The sequence below is a fragment of the Myroides sp. 1354 genome (assembly GCF_030324495.1).
Taxonomy (GTDB): domain Bacteria; phylum Bacteroidota; class Bacteroidia; order Flavobacteriales; family Flavobacteriaceae; genus Flavobacterium.
On record NZ_JACAGN010000004.1, the window covers coordinates 240,597 to 258,500 of the forward strand.

A 17,904-nucleotide genomic window follows, 5' to 3' on the forward strand; every position below is an offset into this window, starting at 1 on the left:
CTTATGAGTTTAGCTAAAAAGAATTAAATTTGTTCAAAGATACAGTTTTATCAATGTTGGAAAAAGACGAATACTATATTTCTCGCTGCTTACAGTTGGCCAAGCAAGGAACATTTGCCGCAATGCCCAACCCATCTGTTGGTGCAGTAATCGTATACAAAGATCAAATCATAGGAGAGGGGTTCACTTCCGCTTATGGAGGTGCTCACGCAGAAGTAAACGCAATTGCCAGTGTACAGCATCCAGATTTACTCAAGGAAAGTACGCTTTACGTTAGTTTGGAACCCTGTAGTCACTTTGGCAAAACGCCTCCTTGTAGTGATTTAGTTATTGCCAAACAAATTCCCCGTGTGGTTGTGGGAACAATCGATCCTTTTGCTAAGGTTTGCGGTATGGGTATTCAAAAGATGAAGGATGCGGGTATTGAAGTAATTGTAGGTGTTTTGGAAAAAGCATGTCAACAAAGCAATCAACGATTTTTTACCTTTCACCAAAAGAAACGCCCCTATATTATTTTAAAATGGGCTGAAAGTCAAGATGGATTTATAGCTCCTTTACACAGAACGGAACAAGCTCCTGTTTGGTTGTCTAACGCTTATGCCAAGCAACTCGTCCATAAGTGGAGAAGCGAAGAAATGGCTTTTTTAGTAGGCACTCATACAGTTTTGGAGGACAACCCTTCACTGACAACAAGAAGCTGGTATGGCAAAAATCCAGTGCGCATCTATTTGGATCGAAAAGGTCAAATCCCAACTTCCTTTGCAATTAATCAACAGGAAGAACCTGCTATCTGTATTACAGCCAATAGAGAAATGAAATCGAATGAACACACCAGATACTATTACGCTGATTTTGATGGAAATTTAGTTCAACAAATTTGCACCATGCTCTATGAGCTTCAAATTATGTCTGTCGTTATTGAAGGAGGAACACAAACCATTCAACATTTCATAGCAGCTAATCTTTGGGATGAAGCCCGTATTTTTATCAGTGAAGCAGTACTTGGTGAAGGAATTCCCGCTCCACAGATAAAGCAAACACAGCAAACAAAACGCTATGCCATTGCCAATAATGAATTACATATTTTACACGCCTTATAATGTCAGAAGAAAAAGATTTTTATAAAACGATTAGCGAGCCTACGGAAGAAGTACTATACAAAGAAAAGAATAGCAAATTCTTTGGTTATGCTTTTCCCATAAAAAAAGAAGAAGAGGTAAAAGAAATACTCGATCAGATTAAAAAAGTACACTACAATGCCCGCCATTGGTGTTATGCGTTTCAGTTAGGTACTGATCCCGTTTATTATCGAGCGAATGACGATGGAGAACCGAGTAATACAGCAGGAGCTCCTATTTATGGACAAATACAATCCTTCGATCTGACCGATATTCTCATCGTGGTTGTTCGTTACTTTGGCGGTGTAAAATTAGGAGTTGGAGGATTAATTACCGCTTATCGCGCTGCCGCTCAAATGGCCTTAGAAGAAGCTGAAATTATTGAATGCACCATCGATAAGAAATTCAAAGTTCGCTTTGATTACAAAGACATGAATAATGTCATGCGCGTGATTAAAGAACGCAACCTAAACTTGGTGCAACAAAAGTTAGAAATGACCTGTGAAATTGAGTTATCTATTCGCAAAAGTGAATATCAACAAGCATTAGAAGCTTTTGTTCCTTATTATGAAGTAAAAGTACTGGAGCCTTCAGATGAAAATTACAATTAAAATACCCTTACATTTAAAATATGAACAATTCTAATTCACTTCGTCTTTTTTTAGCTTCCTCTTTTGCTGATGTTGCAACTGTATTTCAAGATTTTGTCAATGAAAATTTGCAAAATAAAACGGTCACTTTCATTCCAACAGCGAGTATAGTAGAAGAGTATACAGCGCATGTTGATCGCGATAGAGAAGCTTTTGAACGTCTGGGAATTACTGTTGATATTTTAGAATTGAGTACAGCAAAACCAGAGGAAATCCAATTCAAATTGCAAGCCAATGACTTTATTTTTGTCTCTGGGGGGAATACGTTTTATCTACTACAAGAAATGAAGCGAACAGGTGCAGATCAATGGATAAAAGCAGAAATAGCTAAGGGTAAAATTTACATTGGAACATCCGCTGGTAGCGTTATAATGTCACCAAACATCGGGTATCTAGCAGCAATGGACGACTTCGCTAAAGCACCTTTATTAAAGGATTACACTGGATTGAATCTAATAGAAAACTATCCGTTAGTACATTACAAAAATACTCCCTTTGAAACAGTTACAGTACAGATTTTTGAGGAATACAACCACCAATTATCTTTGATTCCTTTAAACAACAAACAAGTGTTAGCTATTGATAATAAATCAATTAAGATTTTAAATTCTAATGAATAAAAGAAAAAAGGGTTATCTTTTACAAGACAACCCTTTAAGTAAATAATACAATAAAAAACAATATTTCTACATATAGAACGCAGGATAAACTGTTTTAGTATTTTTATTTCTATGTTATTTTAATTCAATGAAATAATCAGTAATGTAATTGCTAAAGCAGCTAAAACTAATCCAATTATATTCTTTCTGTTCAATTTCTCATTAAAAAGCGTGTAGCCCAATAAAGTACCCAGGAAAATAACTCCAAAATTCATTCCTGCAAATACAATAGTAGGGTTGGAGGAGAAGTGTTGATGGGCCTTCATGTAGAAAATAATATTGACAAAATTTAATCCTCCTATAAAAATTCCAGAGACTAAATTTAGTTTTTTAATCTTAAAAATATTTTTCTTTGTACCGAATACATAAGCAATTAAACTCAAAATCAAGGCTGTTGCAAAAACATAAAACAAACTTTGCGTATAAGGAATCGCAGAATAAAGAGCTAATTGTTTAAAACAAATATCAATAATTCCAAATCCAAAAAACGTGCCTAGTAAATAATAAGTACTCGTATTCGAATGAGTTGTTTTTATAGCATTTCCTTTATTTAAAATAAAATAAACCGATACTAATCCAACTGCTAATGCAATATAGCGCATTGTATTTAAGGATTCCTGAAAAATAAATATAGCAGCGAGAATTGGAATTAAAAGGGATAAACGCTGAGCAATATCTGTTTTAATTAAACCTGCGTGTTTAATGGAATAAAATTGAACCACGAAAATAGTCGGTAATAAAACGCCTAAGCTTGCAATAATTTTCCAAGGCATCGCTACTGAGATTTGCGTTAAATCAACTTGAAAAATAAAAAACGACAATACCGAAGTTATGACGTAGTTGATGATAATAATCTCAAAGATGTTAATCGAATATTTTTTAATGTATTTAAAAAATACACCAACTGAAACGCTTCCGAGAATACTACAAAGTAAATAGATCATAATAAAATGCTAGGTGGCTACAAAAATAGAAAATATAGGCATGTAGCGGTTAGGAAGAGGAGTTTAATTTTTCTATTTTACATAATATTAATTATGATATATAAAGGTATTTTAAAATAGGGGCTCAAATCAATCTTTATTCATTGTACTTCCATCAGTTTATAGATCTAAATTAATAAACAAAAAAACCACGCCTAGCGTGGTTTTCTAATCTTTTATAAAATCTTTTCGTTTAATGACTTGCAAATCTTTGCTTACAATAATACCTAAGGTATCTGTTTTAATTAAGCGACCTTGGTTCTCAACACTTAATAATGCACTAACCTTATAAGCGACAAATTGTTTGTTATCTGCCTTTTTTTCTTTGGCTATAACTTCTTCTAATTCCTTGATTAATGGTGCTGCTTTGGCTTCAATTTCGCTGTATTCGCGTACAGCATTGTCTATTTCATTGCGCACTTTTTTGTCTGGATGAATTTTATACAACAACATATATTGATTCACCGCATGCTGTTGTAATTCAATAAACGGCAAATAACCGACTTGTAATTCTTCGAGCATTTCTTGTCCTTTAATCTGCAATCTGTTTTTCTCTGTCAATGTATCGATGCGAACAATCGTTAACGTATTTTCTTTTTTCTTCAAATCAACGCCCAATTCTGATTCTACATAAGGAGTCACAGCGATTCGCATACGTTCTTTTAAACCGTCTTGTATAGCAAAAGACGATAAAACTATGAAACCGAATAGTATTAAAAGATTCTTTCTCATTTCTTTTAGAATATAAACTAAGGGTCTAATTTACAGCTTTTGGTCTAATTTTCACCTCCTATACTTATTTTCCAATAAAATTCCCATCACTCAAGGTTTGCATAAATACGATCAAAGCTTCTTTTTCTTCCGTTGTCAAAGGCAATTTGTTCTCATTCTCTTTAAAAATGGGATCTAAATTATCTGCCCATAGAACCCCTTGATCCATATAATCCAAAACTTCCTTTAGTGTTTGAAACTGTCCAAAACTCCCATAAGGAGCTGTAAATTCAATATTGCGCAGCGAAGGCACTCTAAAACTCATGTAGTCTTTTAAATCGCCTGTTACCCGCGCTCTACCAGCTTCATTTGAATCTCTGTTGATAGGAAATCCTATATTTCGAAATGTCTGGTCGGTAAATAAAGTACCGCTGTGACAACTGGCACACTTTACTTGAAATACTTCATAGCCATATTGTTCTTTGGGTGTAAATACCGTTTCCTTGCGTTGAACCTGGTCGTATTTACTGTTAGCTGAAATTAGAGTATACTCATATTGTGCAATACTTTGGTAAATACGTTGATCCGTAATTTGCTTATCACCAAAGGCCTGTTGAAACAATTTTTGATAGTCTAAATCCTCTTGTATTTTTCCAATTACTTCTACAATAGATGAATGCATCTCTTCTGGAGTAATTAAAGGAACAATAACTTGATTTTCCAATTGGCGCTTACTTCCATCCCAATTGTAATACTGCATAAACGCGAGATTTTGAATCGGAGGTACATTGCGCAACCCCACCTTCCCTTCTATTCCAACTCCTTGCTTTTGTTGATCTGCATAGGCTGATGCTTGAATATGACAAGTCGCACAAGCAATGGTATTGTCTCGGCTTAAACGGGGATCAAAAAACAGCTTTTTACCCAACTCTACGCCAAACTTGGTTGGTTGATTGTTGTAAAAAGCTGAATTAAAAGAAGGAAAATCAGCTGGAATAATCAATTCTACTAATGGATTCGATTCTATTGGCGCATAGGAGTCATCTGAACTACATGCCATCAAACCAAAAAAAGGAAGTAAAACACTGATTTGTATTATTTTATAGATTTTTTTCATAGCAAATGAAGGGAGTCACCTTTTCAAACAACTCCCTGTAATATTTAATTTTTAACTTGAAGAACAGAGAACATACCGCTCACATCATTGAGTCCGTTTCCTCCTAAATTGTCAACAAATTTCACCATTTGTACCGCTGTATGCACATTTGGTGTAGCATTGTCATCTGATCCTGTACCTGAGCTAAGTGTTATCGTATTTGATTTTCCACTTAATAGTGCATTAAAATCAGCTTTAATCAAAATTGCGGGTGATGATTTTCCTACTTGCGCCAATACCGGTAAATCTAAAACAACATCTCTATAAGCATCTACTCCTTGTTTTAGGTCATTATTGTCGCCATCTTCTAATGTGCTTCCCGTATGAATGGACATTTGTTTGTGATCTGTTTCATAAAATCCTTCAATCTTCGTAAAGCGATACCCTGTTCCCCATTCCCACATCATCTCTGTATCATTGGCTCCAGCAGCAGCATAAAAATTAGGAAATCTCACTTCATTCAATACATTGAGATCACTTCTCACTCCTAATCCAAATTTAATCTGCTTGTATTCGCCTTTTGGAATATCGCGTAAAACATAATTTAAACTACTTTCTTTTGCTTGATTGATTACTGTTGCTCCTTGATCTAAATCATTAATGAAATAGGGGATTTCTTTTCCGTCATTCTTGATAAGACGAATATTGCTAATTACGTATTTCAATTCACTAAAATGATGTACTTGTCCTTCTGCAGAAGTATGCACCGTAGCTGTAGTTGAATTAGCCTCTCCTAATACAATGGTTTTATCTCCAAAAGTATTCATAAAAGAAAGTGTAACTTTATTAGCAGCGGTACTATTGTCATCACTTGAACAAGATGCCATAGCAATAGTTAAAACAGATAGAGCGAAATATTTTATTGTGTTTTTCATTTTATTTATGTGTTTTTATTTAAAAATTAAGTTTTAAGGACGTATAAATATTGCGTCCCATTCTTGGTATATTGCCCCAATCGGCATACGTAGAGTAATATTCGTTGAGCAAATTTTCTGCTCCAATTTGAAACACTGCTTTGACGTCTTTGATATAAAAAGAATAATCAACGGAAGCATTCCAAATGGCATAAGCAGGCGTTTGACTTTCCCCATACTCTGGGCTATAATCGCGTTGTTTCCCATCTCCATGTACGGAAGTTTGAATACCAAAATCGCCATATCCATAATGCAAGGAGGTTTGATAGCTCAAAGGACGAATAAAAGGCAAATTACCTTGATCATCATCTTGTCCTTTCGCATAAGTCAAACTTCCTTTCCAATGCAAATGATCGGAAAAATTGTAGGTTCCCGTTAAGGAGAAATTAAACAACGTAGCGTAGTCCAAAGAAGTATACCCCTTCACTCCTACAGATTGGTAATTCATCGGACTTCCCAAGCTTAAAATACGTCCAATGATGTAATCTTTAATATAGAAGTAATTGGCTTTGGCCTCTATTCCAAAGCGCTTTCCTTTGTATCCGGCACTGGCATTTAATTCGTGTGAAACCTCATTCTTCAAATCGGGATTTCCTATGTAATCATAACGGTCATAACTGTTGTAAATGTAGTATCCATATGCTTCTGATACAGAAGGAGCTCGATGGCCATAGCCCGTACCTACTGCAAAATTAAAAGCATCTAATTTCACCTCGTAACTCGCGTGAAAACTGGGTAGCACTCTTGTTTTTTCTTGAGCTGCTCCTGGATGGAAAATCCAATTGAATTCAATGTATTTGGCTTTGTTGTAATTCACTCCTAAACCACCGCCAACATGCAACTGACTGTTGGAAGATAATTCAATGGTATTATTTAACGATAGACCCCCATAGGTAGTTGTTACCCAAGGCCAAGTATAAGCAAACATGGTGCGGTTTTTTCGATCCTGAGGATACATACGCATCTCTGCAATTGAAAGGTTGTTATATACATTGAGCTGTAATTCTGAAGCGTATATGCCCTTTTTAAAATCTGCTTTGGAAACTAATCCATAGGTCGTACTCCACCCTGGCATATCCATATGAACTAAATTCTCCGGGCGGGTAGTATCATCCATATAGTGTTCAATCGCATTGAAATACGCCTTGGTATCCAAATTTTTAATTATCTTATCTTCAAATAGTTGCTTATAATTAATTGAAGTAATAATTGCACGAGAGAGCCATAAATCCATCGGTAAAGCGGGATATCCAACATCTTTCGCCACATCAAAAATAGCATCCACTCGCACAGAAGACAATTCACTTGTTTTATGTGCTATTCCTAGAGAAGTATTAAACTTCTTATACTGAGAGTGATTGACCTCTTGATTATTTCCATCTTTATAATTCTGAGCCGTGCGATACGCTATACTAGCATCTGTCGCCCATTTCTTTGTAGCAAAAGAAAGATTCCCTAAATTGTAATATTGCTTGTTGTTGAATTCAAACCCACTTTGATAGCCTCCTGTCCATTGGTTATACGGACTAAAAGCGGTGGTTTTTCGCTTCAAATCAATACTTCCTGCAATGGTAGAACCATGCATTCCCCCTTCTTGTCCAGATTGAATATCAACAGCTGCAAGATTATTACTCTCTACATAAGAAGTAATCGGATCCATCTTGTCTGTGCAAGCACCGAAAATATGCATGCCGTCAATGGTTAAGGTGGAGCGTTCTGTGCTCATATTATTCAACAGAGGCTCCCAAGCATAGGCGCCGCGTTTAATGAAGCTAATCTGTTCGGATGAAGCCAAATATTCATCGACAGAAACGGACATTTTCAAATCCGTTTTAATCTTTTCTTTCACCTTAGCTATAACCGCAATTTCATCGAGTAAGGTTACACTGTCTTGTACAACAGCAGTAGACTGAGCAAAAGCTCCTACTGTTCCGAAGAACAGCAATAAGGATATACTGCGCATAACTTAAAATAGAATATCGATATGTAATTCACTCTTTACTCCTGCAATACCCGGGGTAAAATCCAAAGGTACTTTCGTGCCTTTGAGTATGCGCCCCTGCTTATTTTGAAGTATAAAATTTAACGTCCAATTGCCCGTCATAGTGTAATTAACTACTCCATAATAGAAGCCATCTTCTTTTTGGGTTAAATCTCGGTTATTAGGTGACGAATGATTCCCCATTGAAGGTTCAGGCATTCTCGGATCTAAATACAACGTATAACCATCCACTACTTCATACGCTTTCTCAAGAGTTTCTGCTGTTTTATTCAGCTTAAAAATTCCTGCTACAAGTGTATTTTCCGCCACTTTGGGCTGAATTGGCGCTACCAAAGCAATCGTGTATTCTTCTTGATCTTGACCTATAAATGAAGTCATATTCAAATTCTTATTCAATTGTTCCTCCACAAGAATTACTTGTGTCATTTCAATTTTTTGATTTTGAACCTCCAATTGAATAGACAATTCCCACGTACCTTCCTTGCTCATTTTAGTAAATACGGAATATCCACTATAATATTGTCCTTGTTTATCGTAGACCAATTCATACAAATTAGGACAAGACTCTCGGTCTCCCTTACTTGTAGTCAAAACAGGTAAAAGCCTCACTTTTACTCCTTCAACCAATTGATTCGAATCGGCTTGATACACTTTTAAACGCACTTCATTGTATCCTTGATACAAGTGACCTTGAAGTGCTTCGACGCTAATTTTGTATGTTGCTTTTGCAATAGAAAATACTTCCTTAAACTCCTTATTGTCAGGGACGAGGGTATTGGTTTCAGATTCGTAATCTGTTTTTTCTATTGTACAAGCCGCAACAACAAAAAATGCTGCTAGTAAATAAATAAAATTTTTCATTGTTTTCAGTGATGGTCCTGTCTATCCTTATGCTGTTGCTCCTTAGTTCTAGGCATACAAAAAAGCATAGCCCATGCGCACAGTATATCACCGTGCATCACATACAGCATGTAGTTAGCTAAACCTTTGTAGATGGTAGATATTCATCAATCTACAACCTAAGGATGAGAACTCAATTAAAAATACGATAAGATAAAGGGGAATAGACCTGCAGTACACCAAAAATCAAGTGAATAATTCAGCACTAAATCAAGATATATAACAAGTCTTCCTATTTTTAATTTAGAAAACGGGAGGTCTGAACAAAAGATTCGAAAAAGAGAAAGTGTATAGGCTTGTTACAGCACGATCATTTGTAATGCGATACGGATTAAAAACAAGCGCACTTTCTGTATCTAGCGCCTGATAATACATAATCTGTACCTCTGCTGAGGCAAAATTCACCTTGCTTTTTTCTGCTTTGTTATCTGAAGCATGTGCCATTTCTTTTTTCAAGTGACATTTCCCATTACATTCAAGTTCTGGCTTGTCCTTATTAACACATAATTCATTTTTGATGTAATCATATAGCACCACATATTCCACAACCGGTAAGACTGGTTTGAAAAACATAAAAAGGGATAATATGAGAGTGGCTATTTTCACCTTACAAAGGTCTGCTATATTTTTCTAAAGACAAAATTTGGTGGTGTTTCTGTGAATTAATGGATTGAAAAAGTAAATAAGATCATTATTGAACCATTGGTCTATGACCCATAAAAAAAAGGACCAGCACATGGCTGGTCCCTCTCAATCTAAAAAGTTATGCTAGTTCATGTTTCCACTCACTGCAAAGATTAAGAAAAAAAGATTTTTAGTAGATTTTATTCTTAATTATTTGAAATAATAAACTCACTTCGTCTATTGGCTTGATGCTCTGCTTCTGAACAGCGAACTCCATTGCTACAGTTATTAATCAACTGTGTTTCTCCGAATCCTTTACCTTCTAATCGATGGGCATCAATTCCTCGATTTATCATCCATTGAATTGTCGACTGTGCACGGCGTTCTGATAATCGAAGGTTGTACGCATCATTTCCTCTACTATCTGTATGCGTATGTACATTTAGCTTTATATCAGGATATTGCAACAATACTTCTACAATTTTCATCAATTCTATTTGAGCATCAGGACGAATATTTGACTTGTCAAAATCAAAGTAAATTGGATTTAATTTTAATTTTTTAAATAAGTCATCGCCCTTTTTAATTTTTGTTCCATCAGGTTCCAATGCTAGATTGTGACGTTGATGAAGTTCACGAGTAGTATCAACGGTGAATTCACGCGTAAAATAACCTTCGTGAACAACGCGGATACGGTATTGGTTTCCACATTCTAACTGATCTATTTTATAATAACCTTGTTCATCAGTTAAAACTTGACCAATAGGCTTTTGAGTTGCATCGTAATAAACAATTTCCACTCCTCCTAATCCGCTTTGGGTCTCTTCATCTAGAATTACTCCATCAACTATTTGATAACAAGGGGTTTCTACAAATAAATAAATATCGTCTCCTCCCTGTCCTCCTTCTGTATTAGAGCTAAAAAATCCTTTTTTGGTTGCAACATCAATATAGATTCCAAAATCGTCAAATCCAGTATTGATGTCTGGTCCTAAGTTGATGGGTACACCAATTTTTCCATCGCGATTGATCTTCGCTTTGAATAAGTCTAACCCTCCAAAACCTGGATATCCGTCACTAGAAAAATACAAAGTATAATCGCTGGAAATAAATGGAAATGTTTCACGTCCTGCGGTATTGATCTGGTTTCCTAAATTTTCCACTACACCAAAACGCCCAGATTCATAAATGCTCACTCGAAACAAATCCGATTGTCCGATTGTTCCTTGCCGATCTGATACAAAATACAGCCATTGTTCATCTGGTGTTAAAGCGGGATGAGCTGTATTGTATTGATCGAGGTTGAACGGCAATTCTTCTACTGCTCCCCAACTGTCATCTTGCTGTTTTCTAGCGCGATATATTTTTAGTAGAGAAGTTTCTTCTTCATTATATTGAGCGCGCTTATTACCTCGTGTTGACCCGTGATTACTTGTAAAATACATCGTCTGTCCATCTTTGGTAAATACAGCAGTTCCCATATTAAGTTCACCTGAGGCAATTTCTTTTGCATATAGAACAGGTTCACTAAAACTCCCATCGTCCCCAATGGTAGACGCATATAATTTGGTATAATTTTGATTGGTCCAATTGTGTATTTTATTTTTCATCTCTTCACTTAAACGAGCAGAGGTAAAAATCAATCGGTTATTGGCTAGTGTAGCTCCATAATCGGAATATTCGCTGTTAATGGATAAATTAACCTTACTAAAACGTGAAGCAGCTAAAGTATTAGTAACCAACTCGTCATTGGTAATAAACAGCTGAGCTCTAGAATCTGACGATTTCAATGTGACAAACTCTTGCAAAATAGCATCGGCACGTCCAGGTTGATTCATCGATTTTAGCGTTTGGGCATAACGATAATAGTATTCCGCATCTAAACTTGCTAAATCTTTATCTAGATAACTTCCCTGAAATAGTTCGTCATACCACTTGTATGCTTCCGAAAACTTCCCATTGAAGTAATAAGAATCCCCCAGTTTACTTAAAATCGAAGTATTGATGAATCCTTTTTCTGCCATATTTTTATACACTTTAATTGCATCTACATAGGCATAATTTTCATATTCTCTATCCGCTTTTCGCTCTTTCCTGTTTTGTCCAAAGCCAATTACACTGGAAAACAAGAAAAAAAGCAATACGCTTTTGTAGCTATATTTTCTTTTCATAATTGCTTGTTTTAGAAAAATCGAGGCGCGATTTTTCGTCTGTTATTTTTAAATAGCTCAAACTTCATAAAGATTTCATGAGAACCTGAATGATATTTAGCCAATTTACTTGTATCTGCATCATAGGTGTAACCGATAAATAAACCATCACTTACCTGGAAACCAGCTAGTCCACTTACTGAAGCATCCCAACGATAGGCTGCTCCGACTGTAAATTTATTATAGAACAGAAAATTCGCTGTTACATCTACTTGAAGGGGAGTTCCCGTCATTACTTTAACTAAAGCAGCTGGTTTAAACTGAATATAATGATTTAGGTCAAACACATAACCTCCCATCAGATAGGCATGTGCTTTTTCTTTCATTACTTTGTAATCATTGTCATTGTAAATATTACTAGACAAAATCATAGGTACTGAAATTCCAACATAGGCCTTATCTGAATACAAATACGCTCCTGCTCCAATGTTGCCTGAAAACTTGTTCTTGATATTATCTTCGGAGAGAGGATCGGTTCCATCGTAAATATGCAATTTATTGTAATCGACATCCAAGAGTGATCCTGTACCTTTTAATCCCAAAGCAAGCTTATAGGAATAATTGAGTTCTACCGTATAGGCTAGATCAATAGACAAACTATTTTCATCCATCACACCCAAATGATCATTCTTAAAGTGAAATCCCATTCCTAATCCATTATCTGTCAAAGGAGTAACTGCAGACAAATACGCTGTTTTAGGAGCGCCTTCTAACCCTACCCATTGGGTACGATACAATCCAAAGAGTTGCAGATGATCAACACTGCCCGAATAAGCAGGGTTAATGGTTGCTGGATTGTACATATATTGTGTGTATTGTGGGTCTTGTTGTGCAGTGGCTTGAACGATACTCATCAAGCTTAAACTAGCTAATATAAAAGCTTTTACTTTGTTTTTTCTTATCATTGCTTCCATTTTTAGTTCGTTTCAAGGTGTAAGTTCGCCGCCTTTTTTATCATGCGACTCCCATTCTCATCTTTATATTCATACGTAATAACGTAGTAATATGTACCACTAGGAAGTTTACTTCCTTTGTCTATCGTTACTTTACCTTCAGAATATCCAGTAAACACATTGGTGCTACCATCCCCAAGCGGATCATATCCCTTAGTCTCATATACACGTGCACCCCAACGATTAAAAATTTCTACTCTGTTGTTAGGATAGTGCTGGATATTATCGATAATGAAATAGTCGTTTTTGCCATCTCCATCTGGAGTCACTAAATTGTAAATCACAACATCTCCATCTAGAATCCAATCCTTTTTAACTGTTGCAAGCGTAAAGAACCCATAGCCTTTTACTGTTGCAATAGTAGTTACTTCTTTAGTGGACATATCTACTACTCCTCCTTCATCTACCCATATTTGTGCTTTTGGATCCCAACGCACAATATGCAACTCTTCTTCCGAATTGACTAATATTTCGGGTGAGGTTGTTTCCTCATCCCAACTCAAAGTTAACAATACATCGCTTGCATTTTTCTCTGCTTTTTCGATGAGCCAATACTCGGTAGTATTTAATTTTTTTATTACTCCTACGGTATTGGTTCGAGCGTTGAAAAAGTTTTCATCTTGGTAAATGTATTGTCCAATAAAAACATCTGTCATTTCTTTTGGCGCAGAAATACGGGCGTAACGATATTTTTCTTTGTCCCCTATAGGATAGGTAAAAGCATCCTTCCCTATTTTTTCTACAATCCCCTGAATATGAGATGTATTATCAGCGTTTATGGCTTTTGCACCATTTTGAAAGGTAAACATACCCTGTGAAACCTTGGTTATAGGATTATAAGTAGAATCAATTGCAACAATTCCACTTTGAAAGTCTACAACTCCATGAGCGTCAATATTATTTCTTAAATCAAAAGCCACTTTACTGACAGGACTGTCAAAAATGATATTGTAAAAAGACGCCATTTGATTTCCTCTTATCTGTTTCGCATCTATGAGATTCCCTTCTGTTCTAAAAATTGTAGTTGAAGTTGTACCATTTGTTGTAATTCCATAAGCTCCATCATTAAGGAAATGGTGTAGATAGATGATTTTTCCATCATTAGTCACCTTCCCTAATTCCGTGTTTTCAAAGTCAAGATCAATGGATACCACATCATCAGATGATACAGATAATATACCTTCATTGATAAATTTCACCTGTTTCTGTGCATATATAGTATTTGCTAACGCAAGGAATAAACACGTTTGTATTACTTTATTTTTCATCATATCGAGTGAATAAAATTAATACTCAATTAAAAGGCTAAAACGCCTATATTCTTTTAGTTCAAACAATGAGCTTAGCTATTTACTAAGCTCATTGTATTAAAAAACTATCTTACAGTATAGTTTACATTGGTATTTTCTTGTGCATATTGAATTGCCCAAGTGATTGTATTTGCATACAAAATACTATTGTAAACCAATACTCCACCGTCATAACGTTTGGCAATTGGAGTTCCTCCTGCTGTAATAGCTGCTGGCCAAATAGTTGTAGACGAATTTCTTGAATCCCCAGCAGTCCAACCTCCATCTCCAATATATACATATCCTAAAGATTTGTGTTTCAAGAACCAAGCGCGTGAAGTATCACCACCTACATGTGATAAACTGATGAAATCATTTGAATACCCAGTTACATAATATGAGTTGTTTACGTCACTTCCTGCACTTTTATCTCGGAGATCACCAAAAGGTCCGTTTAGAATTGGATCATTTAATGCTACTAGTGGATTGATATACGTAGATCTAGTACCAGAGATTGCTGTAGAAGAAGAGTATGAAATAGCATTGATTAAATCAACAGTCAAATTGGCATAATTCTCTTGAGAGTGGATTAATACTCCTTTTTTATTCTTCACAAAGTCTTGCAAAATAGAAATTGTCTCGGCATTTGGTATGTAATTATATCCAATGACTACAATGTCAATTTTATTGTTATTAATTAAATTTCTTAAGGCACTTCCTTGATACGTACTACCATTTACAATGTTAATCTGATCCACTTTTACGATTCCATTTGGACCAAAATTAGTTGTCGCTTGTAAAGCTACTCTAGACGTTTGTATATTTGAAGCTGAACCTGGTTGATAAGTTCCACCTCCTAAACCTAAAACATTCATCTTTCTGTATACAAATTCAATAGCTGTATTACAATTATTCCCACCCGTTGTACTATTTGTTGTTAGAGTAAAGCGGTGAAGCCCTCCGTTTAATGGCATTCCATTTCCACTTAATACTACTTCTTGTAATCCAGTACTTGCAAATGTTCCACTTGCTGTAAAGGATACTCCGTTTACTGTATTAGTTGAAATGGTGTAATCTCCTACATATTCAACATTTACGTTTAATGAAATTGTATTGGTTGCATTCATAGGTATATTTGGAGCATAATTCCCCCTAACAACCATTGAATTACATATTAAATTATAAGAAACCGGTTTACTGTCCACCTCAATATCAAAAGTACATGTACTAACCAAACCTGGTGTTTGACTCAACGTATATGTATGAGTACCCGCAGTTGTTGGTGTACCAATTGCACTCAACACAACTTCTTGCTGTCCAAGTTCTTCAAACGAAAGTGGTCCTGAAGAGAAATAAATTCCTCCAACTGTATTGGTTTGTATACTTGTATCTCCAGTAGCTTCTACATTTACCATTAGTGTTACTGTATTTGCTGAAGTAACAGGCTCATCTTGTTTAAACACACCATTCACCACTGCACTAGCACAATTTACTGTAAAGCTCACCGGTTCTACAACTACAGGGATAGCCGAACAACTCGTTATTGTATTCGCATTAGCAGAAATATTGAATAAATTCGTACCTGAAGTTGTTGGTTTTCCTGTACCTAATAAATCAACCGTTTGTATACCTGTTGTTGTAAAAGTACCTGATCCTGTAAACGAATATCCATTTACCCTATTCGTTGATATATTCCAATAACCTGTTGCTGTAACATTAACTTCAAGTTTCATTTTATTTGTTGCATCAAGTTCTTTTCCAGCATAGTATTTTCCTTCTACAGTAATCTTAGAACAGTTCAATACAAAGTCTACAGCAGCTTTTTCAACAAATACGTATTTAGTATTACACGTGCTCTCTTTGCTGTTTAATGTGATTTTTAATAAATCGCCATTTACTCCCGTATTATACCCTATATTTGGTGTTCCTACTCCTTCTAAAAGTAACGTATAACTACCCGATGAAGGAAAAGTTCCCTTTGCCATAAAGTAATACCCATTGGTCGTACTTGCAATAATCTCATACGTTCCCGCTTGTGTAACAGTTACAGGAATAGTTAAATAGTTACTTGTATTTAAATAAACACCTTGTTTGTAAATACCGTGTGGTGTAATATCCTGACACTGAATGTTTGTAATTTCAAACACTGCAGGTGGTGGTGTACCACAAATACTCAACCAATTGTCTTGTGCTGCACTCCAATAGTTAAAACAACCCGTTGTTTTATTGTAAATTAATAAACCATCCGTTTTTGTCCCTATGGCATCTCTTTGTTGGGTTGTCAATCGAGGTGTCAAAAATCCTTTATTTGCACTCTCTAACTCAAGAATAGCGCCTAAGCTTGGAACTGCTGTTGTTCCTGAAATAGTTCCATCCTTAATTTTTGTCATATTTGTTTGGGCGATACTAGAAAAAACTCCTAGAAATAGTATCAATAACAATGAAATCACAGATCTCATACCCTTATATATAGCTGTATTATTATACATAATTTATCCTTTTAAATAGTTAGTTTTTTTGCATTAAATTCAAAATCAACTGCTCTAGTTGCTCAATTTTGTGCACCATTTCTTGATTTTGCTGTGCAGTTTGTGTTTGAAGTTCTTGATTACTTCTTTCTAACTGTTTAATTTTTATTTCCTTTTCTTCTAACTCATTTTTTTGATCAATGATGTGTAGATACAATTCTTCTGTTTTTTCAAGCAATTGAATAGACAATTCAGAAATGTTTATCGCATACCCTTCGTCTGATTTAGCTAATTCGTGAATCGGTGTGATTCCCGGTAAGTGACGATTCTCTTTAATATAATCCTCAACAGCATCTAAGCTCTTGAAATCATAATCGTATTTCAGTGAAGAATATCCATCGAAGTAATGATCAAATACATAATCTGCGTAGTAACTATTCACTGCAGAAATACTTCCATTTACTCTTAATCTCTCTCCTGGAGCTCCAGAAGGCTCAGTAAATCCAATTCCAACCCACCCTTTTGTATAAATATCTGCTGTATTTGAAGTCGCTACTTTATGTGTTGTTGTATCATACCAAGGATGTCTGTTAATCGAGGCTAATTCGATTGTGTGAATACTCTTATTCTCGTCCGTAAACAACAAGCTATTTGTATTTGGGTCAAATTCTAACTTAGTTAATGATTCCGCGTCCCCAACTAAATCCGTTAAATTAAACTCACTACTAACTCCCTCTTCATCAATATATTTTAATACGTGATTTATTGGATCATACGTTAATGTTGTCAATGTTTCACTTCCTTTTACTAATACGTTTATATCAATAGGATGCAACGTTCCATTTTCATCCTTATACGTCAAAGTGTACAGATCAAATTCTTGTCCATTCTCATCTGTTTCTTTCGTAACCACATTTTCAAGACTTGTCAATGTTTCATATATTTTAACAATCTCTGTTAAATCGATGATTTGTTTGATATTTTGCTCATCGTAATAGTAAAATTCATTGTTGACCACATCATAGTTAACATTGCCATAGGTGTGTTCTAACTTATTGATAATGTTATCAATGAATTCATTGTTGTTGGTAATTTGATTAATAAAATTACTGTTATCTCCCAACTTAGTAATGAACTCCTGATTTTCAACCAACTCCGTTACGAAAACATCATTATTTGCAATTACTTTACCTAAATCGTCAATCGATACGCTGAATGTCGTTCCCTCAGTATCTACAAGGGTTAAGAAATCATTGTTCACTGTAAA

General features: G+C 35.4%; 14 protein-coding genes and 1 pseudogene. 3 read left to right on the forward strand and 12 right to left on the reverse strand.

The window, feature by feature from the left end; translation table 11 throughout:
- Window positions 1–29 precede the first annotated feature (29 nt).
- From ribD to HX004_RS06765, 3 genes are read left to right on the forward strand one after another with little or no spacing between them, the layout of a single operon-like run.
- The gene (gene ribD, locus HX004_RS06755; RefSeq protein ID WP_286441582.1) at window positions 30–1,100 is read left to right on the forward strand and encodes a bifunctional diaminohydroxyphosphoribosylaminopyrimidine deaminase/5-amino-6-(5-phosphoribosylamino)uracil reductase RibD; all 1,071 of its coding nucleotides are present in this window, start codon (window positions 30–32) and stop codon (window positions 1,098–1,100) included.
- On the forward strand, window positions 1,100–1,729 hold the full coding sequence (locus HX004_RS06760; protein WP_286441583.1) for an IMPACT family protein: 630 nt from the start codon (window positions 1,100–1,102) through the stop codon (window positions 1,727–1,729). Before ribD ends, HX004_RS06760 begins: the two co-directional genes overlap by 1 nt.
- A gap of 20 nt (window positions 1,730–1,749) precedes the next feature.
- Window positions 1,750–2,388, forward strand: a complete 639-nt coding sequence (locus HX004_RS06765) for a Type 1 glutamine amidotransferase-like domain-containing protein (protein WP_286441584.1) — start codon at window positions 1,750–1,752, stop codon at window positions 2,386–2,388.
- 119 nt (window positions 2,389–2,507) lie between these two features.
- Here HX004_RS06765 and HX004_RS06770 read toward each other — a convergent pair whose 3' ends face one another.
- From HX004_RS06770 to HX004_RS06825, 12 genes and pseudogenes are all read right to left on the reverse strand, one after another.
- The gene (locus HX004_RS06770; RefSeq protein WP_286441585.1) at window positions 2,508–3,371 is read right to left on the reverse strand and encodes an EamA family transporter; all 864 of its coding nucleotides are present in this window, start codon (window positions 3,369–3,371) and stop codon (window positions 2,508–2,510) included.
- 207 nt (window positions 3,372–3,578) lie between these two features.
- Entirely contained in the window at window positions 3,579–4,142 is a 564-nt protein-coding gene (locus HX004_RS06775) for a hypothetical protein (protein WP_286441586.1), read from the reverse strand.
- A gap of 64 nt (window positions 4,143–4,206) precedes the next feature.
- On the reverse strand, window positions 4,207–5,238 hold the full coding sequence (locus HX004_RS06780; protein WP_286441587.1) for a cytochrome-c peroxidase: 1,032 nt from the start codon (window positions 5,236–5,238) through the stop codon (window positions 4,207–4,209).
- A gap of 44 nt (window positions 5,239–5,282) precedes the next feature.
- Window positions 5,283–6,152, reverse strand: a complete 870-nt coding sequence (locus HX004_RS06785) for an MbnP family protein (RefSeq protein ID WP_286441588.1) — start codon at window positions 6,150–6,152, stop codon at window positions 5,283–5,285.
- 19 nt (window positions 6,153–6,171) lie between these two features.
- Window positions 6,172–8,154: a TonB-dependent receptor plug domain-containing protein gene (locus tag HX004_RS06790; RefSeq protein WP_286441589.1), complete on the reverse strand. Its 1,983-nt coding sequence runs from the start codon at window positions 8,152–8,154 to the stop codon at window positions 6,172–6,174.
- A 3-nt stretch (window positions 8,155–8,157) separates the two neighbouring features.
- On the reverse strand, window positions 8,158–9,054 hold the full coding sequence (locus tag HX004_RS06795) for a FixH family protein (RefSeq protein WP_286441590.1): 897 nt from the start codon (window positions 9,052–9,054) through the stop codon (window positions 8,158–8,160).
- A 282-nt stretch (window positions 9,055–9,336) separates the two neighbouring features.
- On the reverse strand, window positions 9,337–9,666 hold the full coding sequence (locus HX004_RS06800; RefSeq protein WP_502888464.1) for a hypothetical protein: 330 nt from the start codon (window positions 9,664–9,666) through the stop codon (window positions 9,337–9,339).
- A 257-nt stretch (window positions 9,667–9,923) separates the two neighbouring features.
- Entirely contained in the window at window positions 9,924–11,888 is a 1,965-nt protein-coding gene (locus HX004_RS06805) for an OmpA family protein (RefSeq protein WP_286441592.1), read from the reverse strand.
- A gap of 11 nt (window positions 11,889–11,899) precedes the next feature.
- Complete coding sequence (locus tag HX004_RS06810; RefSeq protein WP_286441593.1) at window positions 11,900–12,832, reverse strand: PorP/SprF family type IX secretion system membrane protein; 933 nt, start codon at window positions 12,830–12,832, stop codon at window positions 11,900–11,902.
- Window positions 12,833–12,843: 11 nt separating this feature from the next.
- Window positions 12,844–14,148: a T9SS type B sorting domain-containing protein gene (locus HX004_RS06815; RefSeq protein WP_286441596.1), complete on the reverse strand. Its 1,305-nt coding sequence runs from the start codon at window positions 14,146–14,148 to the stop codon at window positions 12,844–12,846.
- A 107-nt stretch (window positions 14,149–14,255) separates the two neighbouring features.
- Window positions 14,256–16,559: a phage tail-like protein gene (locus tag HX004_RS06820; protein WP_286441594.1), complete on the reverse strand. Its 2,304-nt coding sequence runs from the start codon at window positions 16,557–16,559 to the stop codon at window positions 14,256–14,258.
- 118 nt (window positions 16,560–16,677) lie between these two features.
- Window positions 16,678–17,904, reverse strand: a pseudogene (locus HX004_RS06825) (hypothetical protein); the annotation flags it as partial.

Coding starts and splice junctions, on each gene's coding strand:
- HX004_RS06760 (WP_286441583.1), top strand. CDS start 1,100: ATGTCAGAAGAAAAAGATTTTTATAAAACGATTAGCGAGCCTACGGAA.
- HX004_RS06765 (WP_286441584.1), top strand. CDS start 1,750: ATGAACAATTCTAATTCACTTCGTCTTTTTTTAGCTTCCTCTTTTGCT.
- HX004_RS06770 (WP_286441585.1), bottom strand. CDS start 3,371: ATGATCTATTTACTTTGTAGTATTCTCGGAAGCGTTTCAGTTGGTGTA.
- HX004_RS06775 (WP_286441586.1), bottom strand. CDS start 4,142: ATGAGAAAGAATCTTTTAATACTATTCGGTTTCATAGTTTTATCGTCT.
- HX004_RS06780 (WP_286441587.1), bottom strand. CDS start 5,238: ATGAAAAAAATCTATAAAATAATACAAATCAGTGTTTTACTTCCTTTT.
- HX004_RS06785 (WP_286441588.1), bottom strand. CDS start 6,152: ATGAAAAACACAATAAAATATTTCGCTCTATCTGTTTTAACTATTGCT.
- HX004_RS06790 (WP_286441589.1), bottom strand. CDS start 8,154: ATGCGCAGTATATCCTTATTGCTGTTCTTCGGAACAGTAGGAGCTTTT.
- HX004_RS06795 (WP_286441590.1), bottom strand. CDS start 9,054: ATGAAAAATTTTATTTATTTACTAGCAGCATTTTTTGTTGTTGCGGCT.
- HX004_RS06800 (WP_502888464.1), bottom strand. CDS start 9,666: ATGTTTTTCAAACCAGTCTTACCGGTTGTGGAATATGTGGTGCTATAT.
- HX004_RS06805 (WP_286441592.1), bottom strand. CDS start 11,888: ATGAAAAGAAAATATAGCTACAAAAGCGTATTGCTTTTTTTCTTGTTT.
- HX004_RS06810 (WP_286441593.1), bottom strand. CDS start 12,832: ATGATAAGAAAAAACAAAGTAAAAGCTTTTATATTAGCTAGTTTAAGC.
- HX004_RS06815 (WP_286441596.1), bottom strand. CDS start 14,148: ATGAAAAATAAAGTAATACAAACGTGTTTATTCCTTGCGTTAGCAAAT.
- HX004_RS06820 (WP_286441594.1), bottom strand. CDS start 16,559: ATGACAAAAATTAAGGATGGAACTATTTCAGGAACAACAGCAGTTCCA.